The organism is Burkholderia sp. SRS-25 (assembly GCF_004343765.1).
Lineage (GTDB): Bacteria > Pseudomonadota > Gammaproteobacteria > Burkholderiales > Burkholderiaceae > Burkholderia > Burkholderia contaminans.
In genome coordinates this window covers 205,276-220,578 of record NZ_PTXM01000017.1, presented here as the reverse complement: position 1 = coordinate 220,578, position 15,303 = coordinate 205,276, and the positions used below count along the sequence as shown (strand labels likewise).

Sequence of the window (15,303 nt, the reverse complement as noted above, 5' to 3'; positions counted from 1 at the left end):
TTACCGGTCATTGCGCGACATTCGCCAGCGACGCGCACCGGTTCCCTTCTCCAATCCAGTCGAAACAAAATCCGATATTCATCCATAAATCGAAACGGATTCATCAGACAATTATTAGCAAAACGACAGTTTCTGTTCCACCCAGGAAAACCGGTTTCAAATTCCACGTATAAACCTTTTAATCACGGGCACTTCGCCGATTCTTGATCAAAATCAGGAGCGCCCGTCCGGCAACGATTCCAGCGCTAAAAAAACTAATATCAGGGTTTTCGAAGGCTAAAGAATCATCCCGTATACCCGTTAATGCCGGCACGAGCCCGTATCTGGTCGAACAATAAATCCAATTCGTCAACCACACGCACAGAGGCACACTGTGAAAATCGCCAGAATGAGCATCAGAACAAAACTCCTTGGCGGCTTCGGCCTGCTCGCCGCGGTCGTCGTGATCGTGTCGGGCATGGCACTCAAGGCGCTATCCGATACGAATGCCGAATTTTCCCGCTACATGAACGGCATCAATGCGCGAGCGACCGTTTCCGCGCAAATCCGTACCGCGGTCGACCGGCGCGCGATCGCCGCGCGCAACCTCGTGCTCGTGACCAAACCGTCCGACGTCGAGCTCGAACTGGCCGAGGTGAACCAGGCGCACAAGGACGTGCAGGATCGCCTCGCGAAGCTCAAGGACATGATGGCGAACGCGACGGACAGCTCCGACCGCGCGCGCGAACTGGTGGCCGACATCGTGCGCATCGAAGCCAGCTACGGGCCCGTCGCGCTGCGCATCGTCGGGCTCGCGCAGGCCGGCAAGAAGGACGAGGCGACCGCCGACATCGACGACAACTGCCGCCCGCTGCTCGCGCAACTGGTGCACGCAACCGATGCATACGCAACCTATACGCATGAACGCGAGCTCGCGATCGCGCAGCAATTCGCGGATCGCTATGCGATGGAGCGCAACCTGCTGGCCGGCATCTGCCTGATCGCGGTCGTGGTCGCGGCATGCGGCGGCCTGTGGCTGACGCGCAAGATCACGGCGCCGATCGGCTCGGCCGTGGACGTCGCGCGCACGGTCGCGAACGGCGATCTCGGCAGCCGCATCAACGTGAGCGGCAACGACGAGACGCGCGATCTGCTCGAAGCATTGCGAACGATGAACGAGCGGCTGATCGGCATCGTCGGCCGCGTGCGCGATTCGTCGAACAGCATCGCGCATGCGGTCAGCGAGATCGCGTCGGGCAACCTCGACCTGAGCCAGCGCACCGAGGAACAGGCCGCGTCGCTGCAGGAAACCGCCGCGACGATGGAGGAATTCACGTCGACGGTGCGCCTGAACGCGGAGAACGCGCAACAGGCCAGCTCGCTCGCCGCGAACGCATCGGACGTCGCGCAGCGCGGCAGCTCGGTGGTCGGCCGCGTGGTCGACACGATGACGGAGATCGGCCACAGCTCGTCGAAGATCGCGGACATCACGGGCATCATCGAAGGCATCGCGTTCCAGACCAACATCCTCGCGCTGAACGCGGCCGTCGAAGCCGCGCGTGCGGGCGAACAGGGCCGCGGCTTCGCGGTGGTCGCGAGCGAGGTGCGCAGCCTCGCGCAGCGTTCGTCCACGGCGGCGAAGGAAATCAAGGAACTGATCTCCGCTTCGGTGCAGACGATCCGCGACGGTTCCGAGCTCGCGGGGGAAGCCGGCAAGACGATGTCGGACGTCACGCAGGCCGTCGCGCGCGTGACGGACATCATGGGCGAGATCGCGGCCGCGTCGGCCGAGCAGAGCCGCGGCATCGACCAGGTGAACCTGACGATCACGCAGATGGACGAGACGACCCAGCAGAACGCGGCGCTCGTCGAGCAGGCCGCGGCCGCATCGAAGTCGCTCGAGGCGCAAGGCCGCGAGTTGTCCGAAACGGTTGCCGCGTTCCGGATGCCGTCCGGCACGCACGTGGCGTCGCCGGGCGCATACGCGCAAGCGCCCGCCGCGCATCACTGGCAACCGGCCGCTGCGTAACCGCATAACCGCGTAACCGATACCGCGAGGAGACGACGATGCGCCCGCTGTTCCGCCGATCCGCCTGCGTCACGCTCGCGCGCACCGCCCGAAGCGCGGCCGCACGCGGCACGCGCAACCGCTGCGCATCGTCACCGTCCGGCGCGGCCGGTTCGCATGCACGACGTCGCGCTTCGCCGGTTCGCGTCGTGCGTTCGCGGCACGCGTGCGTGTAACGCGCACACGTGCGTAACCGCGTCGTCGGCGGTCGTTTCTACCGGCCGGCGCGGCATCGTGCGCGTGCCCGGCCATGCGCGCGATCACGAACGATTGCGTGCGATGCGCGCTCCTCCACATCATATGGCGCACGCTACGTTTGCAGCGGTGCGCAAATTTCGATCCCGCCCGTGTTTCGCACATCGCCATACCGGCGGCATGGAGATCACGCTGCATCCGCACGCGCGTCGCATGGCCGATGCAGACTTTTAAAACGACCGAATGACGAGTATGCTTAAAAAAGCACTCCCCGTTCGGACGGCGAATCGCGTGCCCTGACTCCCGTCCGATCGCATTGCGGCCCCATCGCTCTGCGCGTATCGCGCGTCGATGGCGGCGTCTGCTTCTCGCGCCACGGCCGCACGAACCTTTCCCTCAACAAACGTCAGGAGAGCTGGTGAGCCGACTCGTCGTCGTATCCAATCGCATTGCAGATCCCCGTAAAGCCGCGGCCGGCGGGCTCGCCGTCGCCGTGAAGGACAGCCTGCAGGAATCCGGCGGCGTCTGGTTCGGCTGGAGCGGGAGGCTACGCGGCGGCGACGACCAGCCTGCGCACGGCGACGAAGTGCAGATCCAGAACGTCGGCGGCATCCAGCTCGCGACGATCGATCTCGACCCGCAGGATTACGACGCGTACTACCTCGGTTATTCGAACAACGTGCTGTGGCCGGTGTTTCACTACCGGCTCGATCTCGCGCAGTTCGATCGCCGCTTCGCCGACGGCTACCGGCGCGTGAACCAGCTGTTCGCGCGCAAGCTGCGCACGCTGCTGCGGCCCGACGACACCATCTGGGTCCACGACTACCAGCTGATTCCGCTCGCCGCCGAGTTGCGCGCGATGGGCTGTACGAACCCGATCGGCTTCTTCCTGCACATTCCGATGCCGCCGCCGCCGATCATGGCCGCGATCCCCGAGCACGAATGGCTGATGCGTTCGCTGTTCGCCTACGATCTCGTCGGCTTCCAGACCGAGTCGGACCTGCTTCACTTCGAGCATTACGTCGAAGCGGAAGCCGGCGCCGCTCGGCTGCCCGACGGCCGCCTGCGCGCGTTCGGCCGCACGCTGTCGGCCGGCGCATTCCCGATCGGCATCAACGTCGACGAGTTCGAATCGCTCGCGCGCGATCGCGACGGCCTCGACATGTTCGACCGGATGCGCGACGAATACTCGCGCCGCCAGTTGCTGGTCGGCGTCGACCGGCTCGACTACACGAAGGGGTTGCCGCAACGCGTGAACGCATTCCGCCAATTGCTCGAGCAATATCCGGAGAACCGCAACCGCGCGACGCTGATCCAGATCGCCGCGCCGAGCCGAGAGGATCTCGGCGCGTACGACGACCTGCGGCGCGAGATGGACAGCCTGTGCGGCGCGATCAACGGCGACTACGGCGAACTCGAATGGATGCCGATGCGCTACATTCACCGCACCGTCGCGCGCAAGCGCTTGCCGGGCCTCTACCGCGCGAGCCGCGTCGCGCTCGTCACGCCGCTGCGTGACGGGATGAACCTCGTCGCGAAGGAGTTTCTCGCCGCGCAGGATGCCGCCGACCCGGGCGTGCTCGTGCTGTCGCGTTTCGCCGGCGCGGCCGAGCAGTTGAAGTCGGCACTCCTCGTCAATCCGTACGACACGCAAGGCACCGCGCAGGCGATCCAGCGCGCGCTCGCAATGCCGCTCGAAGAGCGCCGCCAGCGTCACGCGGCGTTGATGGCGATCGTGCGCGCGACCGACGTGGACTGGTGGCGCACGCGCTTTCTCGACGCACTCGCCGAGGCCGCCGAAGTCGCGGCCGCGACCGAGTCCTGACCTGCGCTCACGCGTTCGTCATCGCGTATTCGAACGCCGCACCGTTCACGTCGCACAGGTCCACCGAAACCGGAATGCCTTCGCGCAGGCTCTCCGTCAGGACGCAATACGCATCGAACTGATCGAGCACGCGCGTCGCGGCTGCGAGATCGGCCCACGTCTTGCCGATCGACAGCCGTACCGACATCGCGCCCACGCGCACCCTCCCCGCTTCGTTCTGCACCATGTCGACGTCGATATGCGCGGCGATCGGCTGCGGATCGACATGCTGCTTTTCCAGCGCGAACAGCAGGCTCGCCGCGAGACAGGTCGCGACGGACGCGGCCAGTAACCGGATCGGGTTCGGCCCGCGTCCGTCGCCGAGCGGCGGCGGTTCGTCGGTAAGCACCGGCGCCAGCGTCGTGCCGGCAAATGCGACTTCGAAACAGAAACGCGCCTGCTGCGCGACATCGACCGATACGTGCGCCTCGCTCATGGCGACTCCGTGGAGATCAACGGGGAAAGGAATGCCGGCACGCAGTCGCTTCGACGCGCGCCGCTCGCAGGTTCGCGGCACCTTCAGCGCTCGGGTTCGCGTGGCGGCCCGTACGCGACGAAATCGCGCTCGACCGCCGACGCCTGCTCCGTCTCGACCGCGCCGCCGCGTGCGCCGGCTGCGTCGTCCGGCGCCGGTGTCTTTGCGGACGGCGGTTCGACGCGCCCGTCGATCAGCGCCTGCAGGGCGTCGCGTTCGAGCACCTCGCATTGCAGTAGCCGGCGCGCGATGCGTTCGAGCGCATCGCGGCGTTCGCCGAGCGTCGTCGCGACTCTTGCATGGGCGTCGGCCAGCAGCGTGCGCACCTCGTCGTCGATCATCCGCGCGGTGTGCTCGCTGCAGCGCCCGTCGCCCCCATGCCACGCGCCCGGCATGCCCTGGCGCGCATCGCCGTCGTCGAACGTCGCGAGCCCGATCTTCTCGCTCATCCCGTACTGCATGACCATGTGGCGCGCCATCGCGGTCGCACGTTCGAGATCGTTCTGCGCGCCCGTCGACACGTCGCCGAACACGAGCTCTTCGGCAACGCGCCCGCCGAGCAGGGCATCGATCCGGTCGAGCAGCTCGCTTCGGCGCAAAACGTAGCGATCCTCGGTCGGTACCTGCTGCGTATAGCCGAGCGCCGCGACACCGCGCGGAATGATCGACACTTTCTTCACCGGATCGCAATGCGCGCGGCTTTCCGCGACGAGCGCATGGCCGGCCTCGTGATACGCGATGGTCAGCTTCTCCTGTGCGTTCATCACGCGGCTCTTGCGCTCGAGGCCCGTCAACGCGCGGTCGATCGCCTCGTCGAAATCGGCCATGCCGATCGCCTGCTTGCCGAGTTCGGCCGCGTGCAGCGCCGCCTCGTTGACGACGTTCGCGAGATCCGCACCGACGAAGCCCGGCGTGCGCGATGCAAGTTCGCCGAGATCGACGTCGGCCGCGAGTTTCACGCGCTTCACGTGCACGCCGAGGATCTGCCTTCGGCCATTCACGTCGGGCCGGTCGATCGCGATGTGGCGGTCGAAGCGTCCCGGCCGCAGCAGCGCGGGATCGAGGATCTCGGGCCGGTTCGTCGCGGCCATGATGATCACGCCGGAGCCGGCCTGGAAGCCGTCCATCTCGACGAGCAACTGATTGAGCGTCTGCTCGCGTTCGTCGTTGCCCGACATCGGGCCGACGCCGCGCACCTTGCCGAGCGCATCGAGCTCGTCGACGAACACGATGCACGGCGCCTTCTGCTGCGCCTGCTCGAACAGGTCGCGCACGCGCGCCGCGCCCACGCCGACGAACATCTCGACGAACGCCGAACCGCTGATCGAGAAGAACGGCACGGCCGCCTCGCCGGCCACCGCGCGCGCGAGCAGCGTCTTGCCGGTGCCCGGTGCGCCGACCACCAGCACGCCTTTCGGGATCTTGCCGCCGAGCCGCTGGTAACGCTCCGGATTGCGCAGGAATGCGACGAGCTGCTGCAGCTCGGCCTTCGCTTCGTCGATGCCGGCGATATCGTCGAACGTGATGCCGGTTTCCTGCTGCACGTACACCCGCGCGCGGCTCTTGCCCATCCCGGTGAAATCCTGCAGCCCGCCGCGCCTGCGCAGCATCATGTTCCAGATGAACACGAACAGCACGAGCGGCAGCAGCCACGACGCAAGCGATGCGATCCAGCTCGTGTCGGGCGCACCGTGATAGCGGATGCCGGCGGCGGTCAGTGTGTCGGTCAGGTGCGCGTCGGCCACGCGATTGGTCGTGAAGTGCCACGGCGCACCAGCCTCCCGCACGGCCGCGGCTTCGGACGCCGGCAGCATCGTGCCCGCCTGCGGCATCTTCAGCGTGCCCGAGATCGATACGGGGCCGACTTCGAGATCGTCGACGAGCCGTGCGGCGACGAGCCGGTGGAAATCGCTGTACGCGATCGGCGCCGACGTCGGATGCAGCATCAGCAACTGCGCGGCGAACAGCACGAAGAAGCCCGCCGCGATCAGCAATCCCGGGTAGTCGAATTTCCTGTCCATGGCATCGGGCCGGACGTGCGCGCTACGCTTGCGTTGCGCGGCACGGCGGACGTGTGCGGGCACGCGCGCAGCCGGCGCGTGCCACCGGCGGCCATGCGGAAGCGGCATTCATGCGCGCCATCGTCGCCTCGCTTCATCGCCTCGTTCGTCGCATCAACGGCACCGCGACGACGCCGTGCGCCGGCGCCGCCGGGCAATCCTCGCCCGGGCGGCACGCTGCGACGCGCCGCCCCTGAATCCAGTCTAGCTCGCGCGCAGGCGTCGCGCATCGCCCGACGCACAACTCGAATCGTCCGACAAACGCCTTTCATCCGCCCTCGTTGCCGCGTTATAGTCGCGTTCGTGACATTTTCGTGACAGATGCATCGCGCCGGCCCATACGTGACACGGGCCGTTGCGTTCCATCGCGCGGCGCGGCAGCCTATGCGACGCCGCCGCGCATCATGCCCCCGTCCACCCGCCCATTCGAGGAACCCACGACGTGAACGACACTCCCGATCGCCCCGACGACCTTCCCGCCGATCCCGACCGCCGCCGTGTGCTCGGCGGCCTCGCCGCGCTCGGTGCGGGCGTCGCGCTCAGCGGCTGTGAAACCACGGCGGGCAGCGCACCGCGTTCGGCCGCCGACCTGCGCATCGACGAAGCGTTGCGCCAGCGCGTGCGGCACATCGTCGTGATCTATGCGGAAAACCGCAGCTTCGCGAACCTGTACGGCGATTTCCCGGGCGTGCGCCATCCGCTGAGCGAGGTGCGGCCCGAACACGCGCAGCAGCTCGATCGCGACGGCAAGACGCCGCTGCCCGTGCTGCCGAAGATCTGGGGCGGGCTCGTGCCGCAGGCGCAGGAAGTGGACGGCAAGCGCTACGCGATCGCCGAGCTCGACATCGACAAGCTGCCGAACGCGCCGTTCCTGATCAAGGACGCACAGGGCAACGCGCTGCCGAACGGCGTGATCACGCGCGACCTGTGGCACCGCTTCTACCAGAACCAGATGCAGATCGCGGCCGGCCGCAACAACCAGTTCGCCGCGTGGGCCGATTCGGGCGGCCTCGTGATGGGCCACTACCGCAATTCGGCCGACACGCTGCGGCTGTGGAATCTCGCGCGGCAATACACGCTGTGCGACAACTTCTTCATGGCGGCCTTCGGCGGGTCGTGGATGAACCACATGTTCCTGATCTCCGCGCAGCCGCCGCTGTATCCGGACGCGCACAAGCATCCGCATGCGGCGAAACTGCTGTCGAAGGTCGAAGGCGACGATCCGGCCGGTACGCGCCTGAAGCTCGCCGACAATTCGCCCGCGTCCGCGCTCGACGGCCCGCCGAAGTTCGTGGCCGACGGCCCGCTCACACCGGACGGCTACGGCGTGAACACGATGGCGCCGCCGTACCAGCCGAGCTACGTGCCGCCGCCCGATCCGGGCAACGCCGCGTATGCGGATCCGGCCGACCATCGCGTGATGCCGCCGCAGGGCTATGCGACGATCGGCGACCGCCTGTCGGAAAAGAACGTCGACTGGGCGTGGTACAGCGGCGCATGGCAGTACGCGCTCGAGCATCGCGACACGGGCACCGTGCCCGATTTCCAGTACCACCATCAGCCGTTCAACTATTTCGCGAACTACGCGCCGGGCACCGATGCGCGCAGCAAGCACCTGCGCGACGCGGGGCTCGGCGACGAGCCGTCGACCAACCACTTCATCGCCGACATCGACGCGGGCCGCCTGCCGGCCGTCACGTTCTACAAGCCGCAGGGCAACCTGAACATGCACGCGGGCTACGCGGACATCGAATCGGGCGACCGTCACATCGCGACCGTGATCGACCATATCCGGCGCGGGCCGCAATGGGACAACACCGTGATCGTGATGACGCACGACGAGAACGGCGGCTGGTGGGATCACGTCGCGCCGCCGGAAGGCGACCGCTGGGGCCCGGGTTCGCGGATTCCCGCGCTCGTGATCTCGCCGTTCGCGAAGAAGGGGTTCGTCGATCACACGCTCTACGACACGAACTCGATCCTGCGCTTCATCAGCCGCGTGCACGGGCTCGCGCCGCTCGACGGCGTGGTCGCGCGCAACAAGGCGTTCGCCGCGCGCGGCGCGACGCCGCCGGGTGATCTGACGAATGCGCTCGATCTCGGCTAAGCGCCGACTGGCCTGATCGGTTGGCCGCGTGGCCGCTTGAAACGACGACGCCCCGGGCAATGCGGTTGCCCGGGGCGTCGTTCATTTCCGGCCTGAAAACGCTACGCGGCGCGGCGCACTGCGTCGCACCCCGCTTGCGCGGCGTGCCGCCCGGCCTGCCGCCCGAAGAACGTCGCGTCGGCCAGCGACAGCCCCGAGCTGTACCCGGCGCCCCAGCGCGGCAACCCGCAGGTCGTGCGGCCCGCCGCATAGAGCCCCGGCACCGGCGCGCGTGATGCATCGACCACCTGCCCGGTCGGCAGCGTGTCGAGCCCGCCGAGCGTGAAGTGCGGATAGAACGCGTAGTCGATCCGGCAATCGAGCGCGACGAACGGCGGCTCGATCAGCGGCTGCAGCCACTTCCTCGCCTTGTGGAACAACGGATCGGTGCCTTCGGCCGCATGGCGGTTGTAGACGTCGACGGTCGCCGTCAGCGTGCCGGCCGGCATCTGCAGGTCGCGTTCGACTTCCTCCCACGTTTCGCCGGCCGCCGCGATGCCGATCCGCGCGATCGCAGGCGGCTCCTGGTAGGTGGCCTGGTCGACGAGCAGGTAGATGCGATCGTCGGCCTGGTGAAACGCGTGATGGCCCGTGCGGCCGTGATAGCCGTCCTCGTTGATGAAGCGCTGGCCGCGCGCGTTCACGAAGATGCCCTTGATCAGCGATTCGGGCGCGTAGAACGGCAGGCTGACGAAGCCTTGATCCATGTGAATCGCCGCGCCGCCCGCGCTCTGGCCGAGCAGGATGCCCGAGCCGTCGTCGCCGGGGCTGCCGATCGGTTCGTCCGAGCGCAGGAACTGCGGCGCATGCCGGCGCACCATGTCGCGGTTCATCGCGAAGCCGCCCGCGCACAGGATCACCGCGCGACGCGCGCGGACGAACGCCGTCTCGCCATAGACGCGCAGCACGACGCCGCATACGGTGCCGCCGTCATCCACGACCAACGCGAGCGAGCGCGTGTCGTAGCGCGTCGCGACACCGAGCGCCGCCACGCGTTCGGCCAGCACGCGCATCAGCATCTGTCCGCCGCCCCAGCCCGGCCATTGCGGAGTGTGCCCGCGCGGGCACGGCTTCGCGGCCTCGCTGAACGGCCACGCTTCCTCGCTGCCCGACCAGATCAGGCAATCGTCGGTTTCCGGTTCGACGATCCGCTCGGCGACGAACGTGTTCTTGTACGTGAGGCCCTGTGCGACGAGCCAGTCGTGGTGCGCCAGGCTTTCGTCCGCGTAGAGGCGCACCTTCGACTCGTCGGCGTCGCGGCCGCCGGCCAGCATCAGGTAGCGGTACAGATCCTCGGTGTCGTCGGTAAAGCCGGCCTGCCGCTGGGCGGGCGTGCCGCCGCTGCCGCCGAGGTAGATCTCGCCGCCCGACAGCGCGCTCGTGCCGCCGTAGCTCGACGCGCGCTCGACGATCAGCGTGTCGGCGCCGGCGCTCGCGGCTTCGATCGCCGCGCAGGCGCCGGCCGCACCGAAGCCGACGATCACGACATCGTGTTCGGCATCCCAGCGATGCACGTCGCGGGTGTTCAGGGGATGAGTCAGGGAATAGTCGGATGACATGAGGAATGGGTCAGCGTTTGGGAGTTCTGCGGAAAGCGGCGGAGGTGGCGAAGGCCTGATGCGGCCGTCGCCGCGCTGCCTCGTTGCCGAGACGGACGTGCAACGGGGCGCGTGCAAGACGCCCACCGTCTCATGTCCGGATGAAATCGAACCGCGTGAAGCGGGACCGGCGCGCGGCGATTCAGCCGTCGTCGTACGGAAAGGCGTCCGTGCGCCAGCGCGCCGCCACGGCTTCCGCGCTGCGCGGCGCGCGGCCGCGCCGGCGTCACATGCCGCGCATCGCGGCGAAACCGAAGTGCGCCGGATCGATCGGCACGCAACCTGCCGGCAAACCGTTCGCGTCGACCGAGCGGCATTGCAGGATGCCGGCTGCATACGGCGGCGACGGGACCTGGTCGGCGCCGTATCGCGCCATCGCCATGGCAGCGAACGTGCCTATCGCCAATACGCACAGCTTGCGAGTCGTCAGTCTCATGATCGTCGTCTCCTCCGGTTGTCCGCTGGTGCGGTTCGTGTCCGGCGGGCATCGCATGCGCCGCCGGATGACTGCACGGTAGCCAGCGCCCGGCCGTCGGCCATCGTCCGTTTCGACTAGGGGCAAACGCTGAGCAGACGGTGCGCGACCTGCGGCATCGCAACATCGCGCGCCACGGCTGCGCCTGCATGAAGGAAACGCGGCACGTCGCGCGCCCGTCACGGCCGGCCGCACGAATCGTCAGACGCATGCCGCGCACCGGTCGCTGCGCCGCACCATCCATGCACCCTGATGCCACATGCGGCGGCCCGCCCCGGTGTTTTCCCCGACCCTCGCCCTGCTCCGTATGGACGATGAATCCCGGCCGGCCCGGTGCGAACCTGCGCGTCGACGGCGCATTGCCGCCGCGTCGGCCCGCCTTGCGGCCAACGCGTTCCGTTCTTCCACGGGAGCCCACGCATGACCGATTCCAATCCCCGCCACGCGCTGTACGAACTTGCATGCCGCTACGCGCAAGCCGTCGACCGGCGCGACTGGCCACGACTCACCGCGCTCTTCACCCCCGATGCCGCCCTGGCCGGCCCCGGCTTCCGCTTCGACGACCGCGACGCGATCGTCGCCGGCATGCGCGTGATCGAGCGCTACGAAGCGACCCAGCATCACGTGCACAACCAGCTCGTCACGCTCGACGGCGGCGAGGCCGATGTCGAGACCTACGGCGTCGCCTGCCACGTCTACGTGCGCGACGGCGTGAAGCGCAAGCTCGACTGGGGGCTGCGCTATCGCGATCGCTGCGTGCTCGACGGCGGCACGTGGCGCTTCGCCGCGCGCACGCTGCACGTCGACTGGGCGCAAGACCTGCCGCTGGAGGGCTGAGCGATGCGCACCCCTGCTCCCCTCGCCGGCCGCACCGCCCTCGTGACGGGTGGCGCCGGCGGCATCGGCGCGGCCTGCGCGCATGCACTGGTCGCCGACGGCGCGGCCGTCGTGCTGATGGGCCGCCGCCGCGATGCGCTCGAACGCACGCAGCAGCAACTGACCGACGCCGTGCCCGGCAGCCGCGTCGCGATCCATGCGGGCGACGCCTGCGACGAAGGCGACCTGCAGGCCGCGCTCGACCGCGCGTGGGCGATCGACCATCGCCTCGACATCGTCGTGCCGACGGTCGGCGGAGCCGGTTTCCGGCCGCTGCTGCTGCACGACGCCGACACCTTCCGCGCGGAAATCGACCTGAACCTGCACAGCGCGTTCGCCGCGATCCGTCATGCCGCGCCGCGGCTCGCTGAAAGCGGCGGCGGCGCGATCGTCTGCATTTCGTCGACGGCCGCGCAGATCAATTTCCGCTGGCTGTCCGCGTACTGCACCGCGAAGGCCGCGCTCGAAGCGCTCGTGCGCGGCGCGGCCGAGGAACTGGCCGGCGCGCAGATCCGCGTGAACGCGGTGCGCCCGGGCCTCACGCGCTCGGAAGCCACCTCGCCGATGTTCGACAACCGCGCGCTCGTCGCCAGCTTTCTCGAACAGATCCCGCTCGGCACGCTCGGCGAACCGGAAGCGATCGCGCATGCGGTGCGCTATCTCGCCGGCCCCGAGTCGGGCTGGGTGACCGGCCAGAGCTTCGCGGTCGATGGCGGCCATGAGCTGCGCGCCAATCCGCGTGTCGACGACACGATCGCGCAGATCTACGGCACGGCCGCGCTCGATGCGATCAAGGCCGGCCGCGCGCCGGGCGCCGCATGAGCGCCGTCCTTCTTTCAACGTCAAGGGAATCCGACCGACCATGAATCGAGTCGCAAACAAGGTCGCGCTGGTCACCGGCGCGGCAAGCGGCGTCGGCCGCGCGGATGCGCTGCTGCTCGCCGCCGAAGGCGCACGTGTCGTGCTGACCGACATCGACGAGGACGCGGGTCGTGCGCTCGCCCGCGAGATCGGCGACGCGGCACTGTTCGTCCGTCACGACATCGCCGACGAAGCCGGTTGGCAGCACGCGATCGCATCGACGATCGAGCGCTTCGGCCGTCTCGACGTGCTCGTCAACAACGCGGCGATCTGCCCGGTCGGCTCGATCGAGGACACGAGCCTCGACACGTGGCGGCGCGTGATGCGCACCAATGCCGACGGCTACTTCCTCGGCTGCAAGTACGCAATCGGCGCGATGAAGGGCAACGACACGCCGGGCTCGATCGTGATGATGTCGTCGGTCGCCGCGCTCGGCGGGCTGCCGATGATGTGCGCGTATACCGGGTCGAAAGGCGCGGTGACGGCGCTCGCGCGCAGCGTCGCCGTGCATTGCAAGCGCAGCGGCTACCGGATCCGCTGCAACTCGATCCATCCGGACGGCATCTGGACGCCGATGACGCAGGCGCTGATGCCCGATCTCGATCCGGCCGCGCTCGGCATCGGCAGCGATCCGATGGCGCGCATGTGCGACCCGCAGGACGTCGCGAATCTCGTGCTGTTCCTCGCGTCCGACGAATCGCGCTTCGTGAACGGTGCGGAGCTGCGGATCGACAACGCGCAACTGGTGTCGTCGCTGTGACGCACCTCACTGCTTTCCCGTTCAAAGGAGTCCATCGATGATTTCATTCACCGGCAAGACCGTGCTGGTCACCGGCGGCGGCGCGGGCATCGGCCGTGCGTGCGCGCAAGCGTTCGGCGCGGCCGGAGCGCGCGTCGCCGTGGCCGAGATCGATCCGGCCCGCGCGCAGGACGTGCGCCACGCACTCGAAGCGGCGGGCGTCGATGCGCTCGTCGGCACCGTGGACGTCACGCGCCGCGACGAGGTCGACGCATTCGCGCGAACCGTCGACGCACGCTTCGGCGGCCTCGACGTGCTCGTCAACAATGTGGGCGATTTCCTGCAGATCGCGAAACCGTTCGACGACTGCACCGACGACGATATCGCACGGCTGTTCGACGTGAACCTGCGCCAGGTGTTCATCGTCACGCGCGCGATGCTGCCGTTGCTGCGCAAGCGCGGCGCGGGCAGCAGCATCGTCGGCGTGTCGTCGATCGAAGGCTTCCGCGCGATTCCGAACTGCACCGTGTACGCGTCGTTCAAGGCCGCGTTGACCGGCTTCACGAAGAGCCTTTCCGTCGAACTCGGGCCGGCCGGCATTCGCGTGAACCAGATCGCCCCCGAAACCACCGAGACGCCGCAGGTGCCCGTCAGCGCGATGGTCGCGGCCGAGCATCACGGGCACATCCCGCGCTGGATCCCGCTCGGGCGCTTCGGCGCGGCCGGCGATATCGCGGGCGCCGCGCTGTTCCTTGCGAGCCCGCTCGCCGCGTGGATCACCGGCACGACGCTGCATGTCGACGGCGGCGCGCTCGCGGCGGCCGGCTGGTATCGCGACCCGAACGGCTTCTGGACCAACCTGCCCGTCGTCACGGGTAACGGCTTCAACTTCTGAGCGGCACTGCTCGTCTGTTCCTCGCCTGTTCCTTTCACGCGGCGCGATTGCGCCGCTACCGGAGACTCCATGAAGATCCTGATCGTCGGCGGCACCGGCCTCATCGGCGGCCATGCCGCGCTGCACCTGCACGCGCAGGGCAACCACGTCACGCTCGCCGCGCGCAAACCGCCCGCGCCCGGCAGCGCACTCGCCCGGTTCGACGTGCTGCTGCGCGACTACGTGGCCGGCAACTTCACGCGCGACGATCTCGCGCCGTTCGACGCGGTCGTATTCGCAGCGGGCAACGACATCCGCCACCTGCCGCCCGGCACCGACGAAGCCGCGCACTGGGAACGCGCGAACGTCGACGCGGTGCCGCGCTTCTTCGCGCTTGCGCGCGACGCGGGCGTGAAGCGCGCGGTGCTGGTCGGCAGCTTCTATCCGCAGGTCGCGCCGGCGCTCGTCGACACGGTGCCGTACGTGCGCTCGCGCCATCTCGCCGACGAACGCGTGCGTGCGCTCGCGACGCCGTCGTTCGCCGTGTGCAGCGTCAACGCGCCGTTCGTCGTCGGATCGGTGCCGGGGCTGCGCAACGAGATGTTCGCGGCTTACACCAACTATGCGCAGGGCCAGTTCGCGGGGCTGCCCGTGTTCGGGCCGGCCGGCGGCAGCAACTTCATCTCGACGCAATCGCTGTCGGAAGCGATCTGGGGGGCACTGCAGCGCGGGGAAGCGGGCAAGGCCTACCTCGTCGGCGACGAGAACCTCAGCTTCGCCGATTACTTCGCGGCCTTCTTCCGCGCGGCCGGCAATCCGCAGGACGTGCCGTCGCTCGACCAGGAGCATCCGCTGCTGCCCGACATGGCGATCTACACGGGGCGCGGCAACGTCGTGTCCTATGAGCCCGATCCGGCCGACAGCGCGCTGCTGCGCTACCGGCGCGGCGACGTGCAGCGCGCGGTGGACGAAGTCGTCGCGCATTGCCGCGCGCAGTAAGCGAACGGCGCGTGTGTCGCGCCGATGCAAAAACGTCCCGCCGCCGGCGATGCATGCCGGCGGCGGGACGTCGGGTACGACGTGTCGATGCGGA

Annotated in this window: 12 protein-coding genes; 8 read left to right on the top strand and 4 right to left on the bottom strand. The window is 68.4% G+C overall.

Going from position 1 to position 15,303, the window contains the following annotated elements:
* Positions 1 to 388: 388 nt before the first annotated feature.
* The gene (locus C5O79_RS24240) at positions 389 to 2,008 is read left to right on the top strand and encodes a methyl-accepting chemotaxis protein (protein WP_122475896.1); all 1,620 of its coding nucleotides are present in this window, start codon (positions 389 to 391) and stop codon (positions 2,006 to 2,008) included.
* 652 nt (positions 2,009 to 2,660) lie between these two features.
* A complete protein-coding gene (gene otsA, locus C5O79_RS24235) occupies positions 2,661 to 4,067 on the top strand; it encodes an alpha,alpha-trehalose-phosphate synthase (UDP-forming) (protein WP_046547888.1) in 1,407 nt (468 codons plus the stop codon).
* A gap of 7 nt (positions 4,068 to 4,074) precedes the next feature.
* Here the strand turns inward: otsA and C5O79_RS24230 are convergent, their stop codons facing one another.
* Both C5O79_RS24230 and ftsH read right to left on the bottom strand, forming a co-directional pair.
* Positions 4,075 to 4,542, bottom strand: coding sequence for an OsmC family protein (locus tag C5O79_RS24230; protein ID WP_039367628.1), 468 nt, complete (start codon positions 4,540 to 4,542; stop codon positions 4,075 to 4,077).
* A gap of 83 nt (positions 4,543 to 4,625) precedes the next feature.
* Positions 4,626 to 6,602 (bottom strand): ATP-dependent zinc metalloprotease FtsH, encoded by a 1,977-nt coding sequence (gene ftsH, locus C5O79_RS24225; RefSeq protein ID WP_122477436.1) that lies wholly within the window; start codon positions 6,600 to 6,602, stop codon positions 4,626 to 4,628.
* A gap of 481 nt (positions 6,603 to 7,083) precedes the next feature.
* Between ftsH and C5O79_RS24215 the strand changes: the two genes are divergently transcribed.
* Positions 7,084 to 8,748, top strand: a complete 1,665-nt coding sequence (locus C5O79_RS24215; RefSeq protein ID WP_122475898.1) for an acid phosphatase — start codon at positions 7,084 to 7,086, stop codon at positions 8,746 to 8,748.
* 101 nt (positions 8,749 to 8,849) lie between these two features.
* Here the strand turns inward: C5O79_RS24215 and C5O79_RS24210 are convergent, their stop codons facing one another.
* Entirely contained in the window at positions 8,850 to 10,346 is a 1,497-nt protein-coding gene (locus tag C5O79_RS24210; protein ID WP_122475900.1) for an FAD-dependent oxidoreductase, read from the bottom strand.
* Positions 10,347 to 10,611: 265 nt separating this feature from the next.
* The gene (locus tag C5O79_RS24205; protein ID WP_046547893.1) at positions 10,612 to 10,821 is read right to left on the bottom strand and encodes a hypothetical protein; all 210 of its coding nucleotides are present in this window, start codon (positions 10,819 to 10,821) and stop codon (positions 10,612 to 10,614) included.
* A gap of 459 nt (positions 10,822 to 11,280) precedes the next feature.
* On the opposite strand from C5O79_RS24205, the gene C5O79_RS24200 reads away from it, so the two are divergent.
* From C5O79_RS24200 to C5O79_RS24180, 5 genes are all read left to right on the top strand, one after another.
* A complete protein-coding gene (locus C5O79_RS24200; protein ID WP_047849933.1) occupies positions 11,281 to 11,697 on the top strand; it encodes a nuclear transport factor 2 family protein in 417 nt (138 codons plus the stop codon).
* Between the two features lie 3 nt (positions 11,698 to 11,700).
* Positions 11,701 to 12,558 (top strand): SDR family oxidoreductase, encoded by an 858-nt coding sequence (locus tag C5O79_RS24195; RefSeq protein WP_122475902.1) that lies wholly within the window; start codon positions 11,701 to 11,703, stop codon positions 12,556 to 12,558.
* A gap of 40 nt (positions 12,559 to 12,598) precedes the next feature.
* On the top strand, positions 12,599 to 13,357 hold the full coding sequence (locus C5O79_RS24190; RefSeq protein WP_122475904.1) for an SDR family oxidoreductase: 759 nt from the start codon (positions 12,599 to 12,601) through the stop codon (positions 13,355 to 13,357).
* A gap of 40 nt (positions 13,358 to 13,397) precedes the next feature.
* Positions 13,398 to 14,231, top strand: coding sequence for an SDR family NAD(P)-dependent oxidoreductase (locus C5O79_RS24185; RefSeq protein ID WP_205746233.1), 834 nt, complete (start codon positions 13,398 to 13,400; stop codon positions 14,229 to 14,231).
* A 69-nt stretch (positions 14,232 to 14,300) separates the two neighbouring features.
* A complete protein-coding gene (locus tag C5O79_RS24180; protein WP_046547898.1) occupies positions 14,301 to 15,209 on the top strand; it encodes an NAD-dependent epimerase/dehydratase family protein in 909 nt (302 codons plus the stop codon).
* Positions 15,210 to 15,303: the final 94 nt, after the last annotated feature.

Bases quoted from the DNA above. Each gene is read 5' to 3' on its own strand.
- C5O79_RS24190 (WP_122475904.1), top strand. From the start codon at position 12,599: ATGAATCGAGTCGCAAACAAGGTCGCGCTGGTCACCGGCGCGGCAAGC.
- C5O79_RS24210 (WP_122475900.1), bottom strand. From the start codon at position 10,346: ATGTCATCCGACTATTCCCTGACTCATCCCCTGAACACCCGCGACGTG.
- ftsH (WP_122477436.1), bottom strand. From the start codon at position 6,602: ATGGACAGGAAATTCGACTACCCGGGATTGCTGATCGCGGCGGGCTTC.
- C5O79_RS24205 (WP_046547893.1), bottom strand. From the start codon at position 10,821: ATGAGACTGACGACTCGCAAGCTGTGCGTATTGGCGATAGGCACGTTC.
- C5O79_RS24180 (WP_046547898.1), top strand. From the start codon at position 14,301: ATGAAGATCCTGATCGTCGGCGGCACCGGCCTCATCGGCGGCCATGCC.
- C5O79_RS24230 (WP_039367628.1), bottom strand. From the start codon at position 4,542: ATGAGCGAGGCGCACGTATCGGTCGATGTCGCGCAGCAGGCGCGTTTC.
- C5O79_RS24200 (WP_047849933.1), top strand. From the start codon at position 11,281: ATGACCGATTCCAATCCCCGCCACGCGCTGTACGAACTTGCATGCCGC.
- C5O79_RS24195 (WP_122475902.1), top strand. From the start codon at position 11,701: ATGCGCACCCCTGCTCCCCTCGCCGGCCGCACCGCCCTCGTGACGGGT.
- C5O79_RS24240 (WP_122475896.1), top strand. From the start codon at position 389: ATGAGCATCAGAACAAAACTCCTTGGCGGCTTCGGCCTGCTCGCCGCG.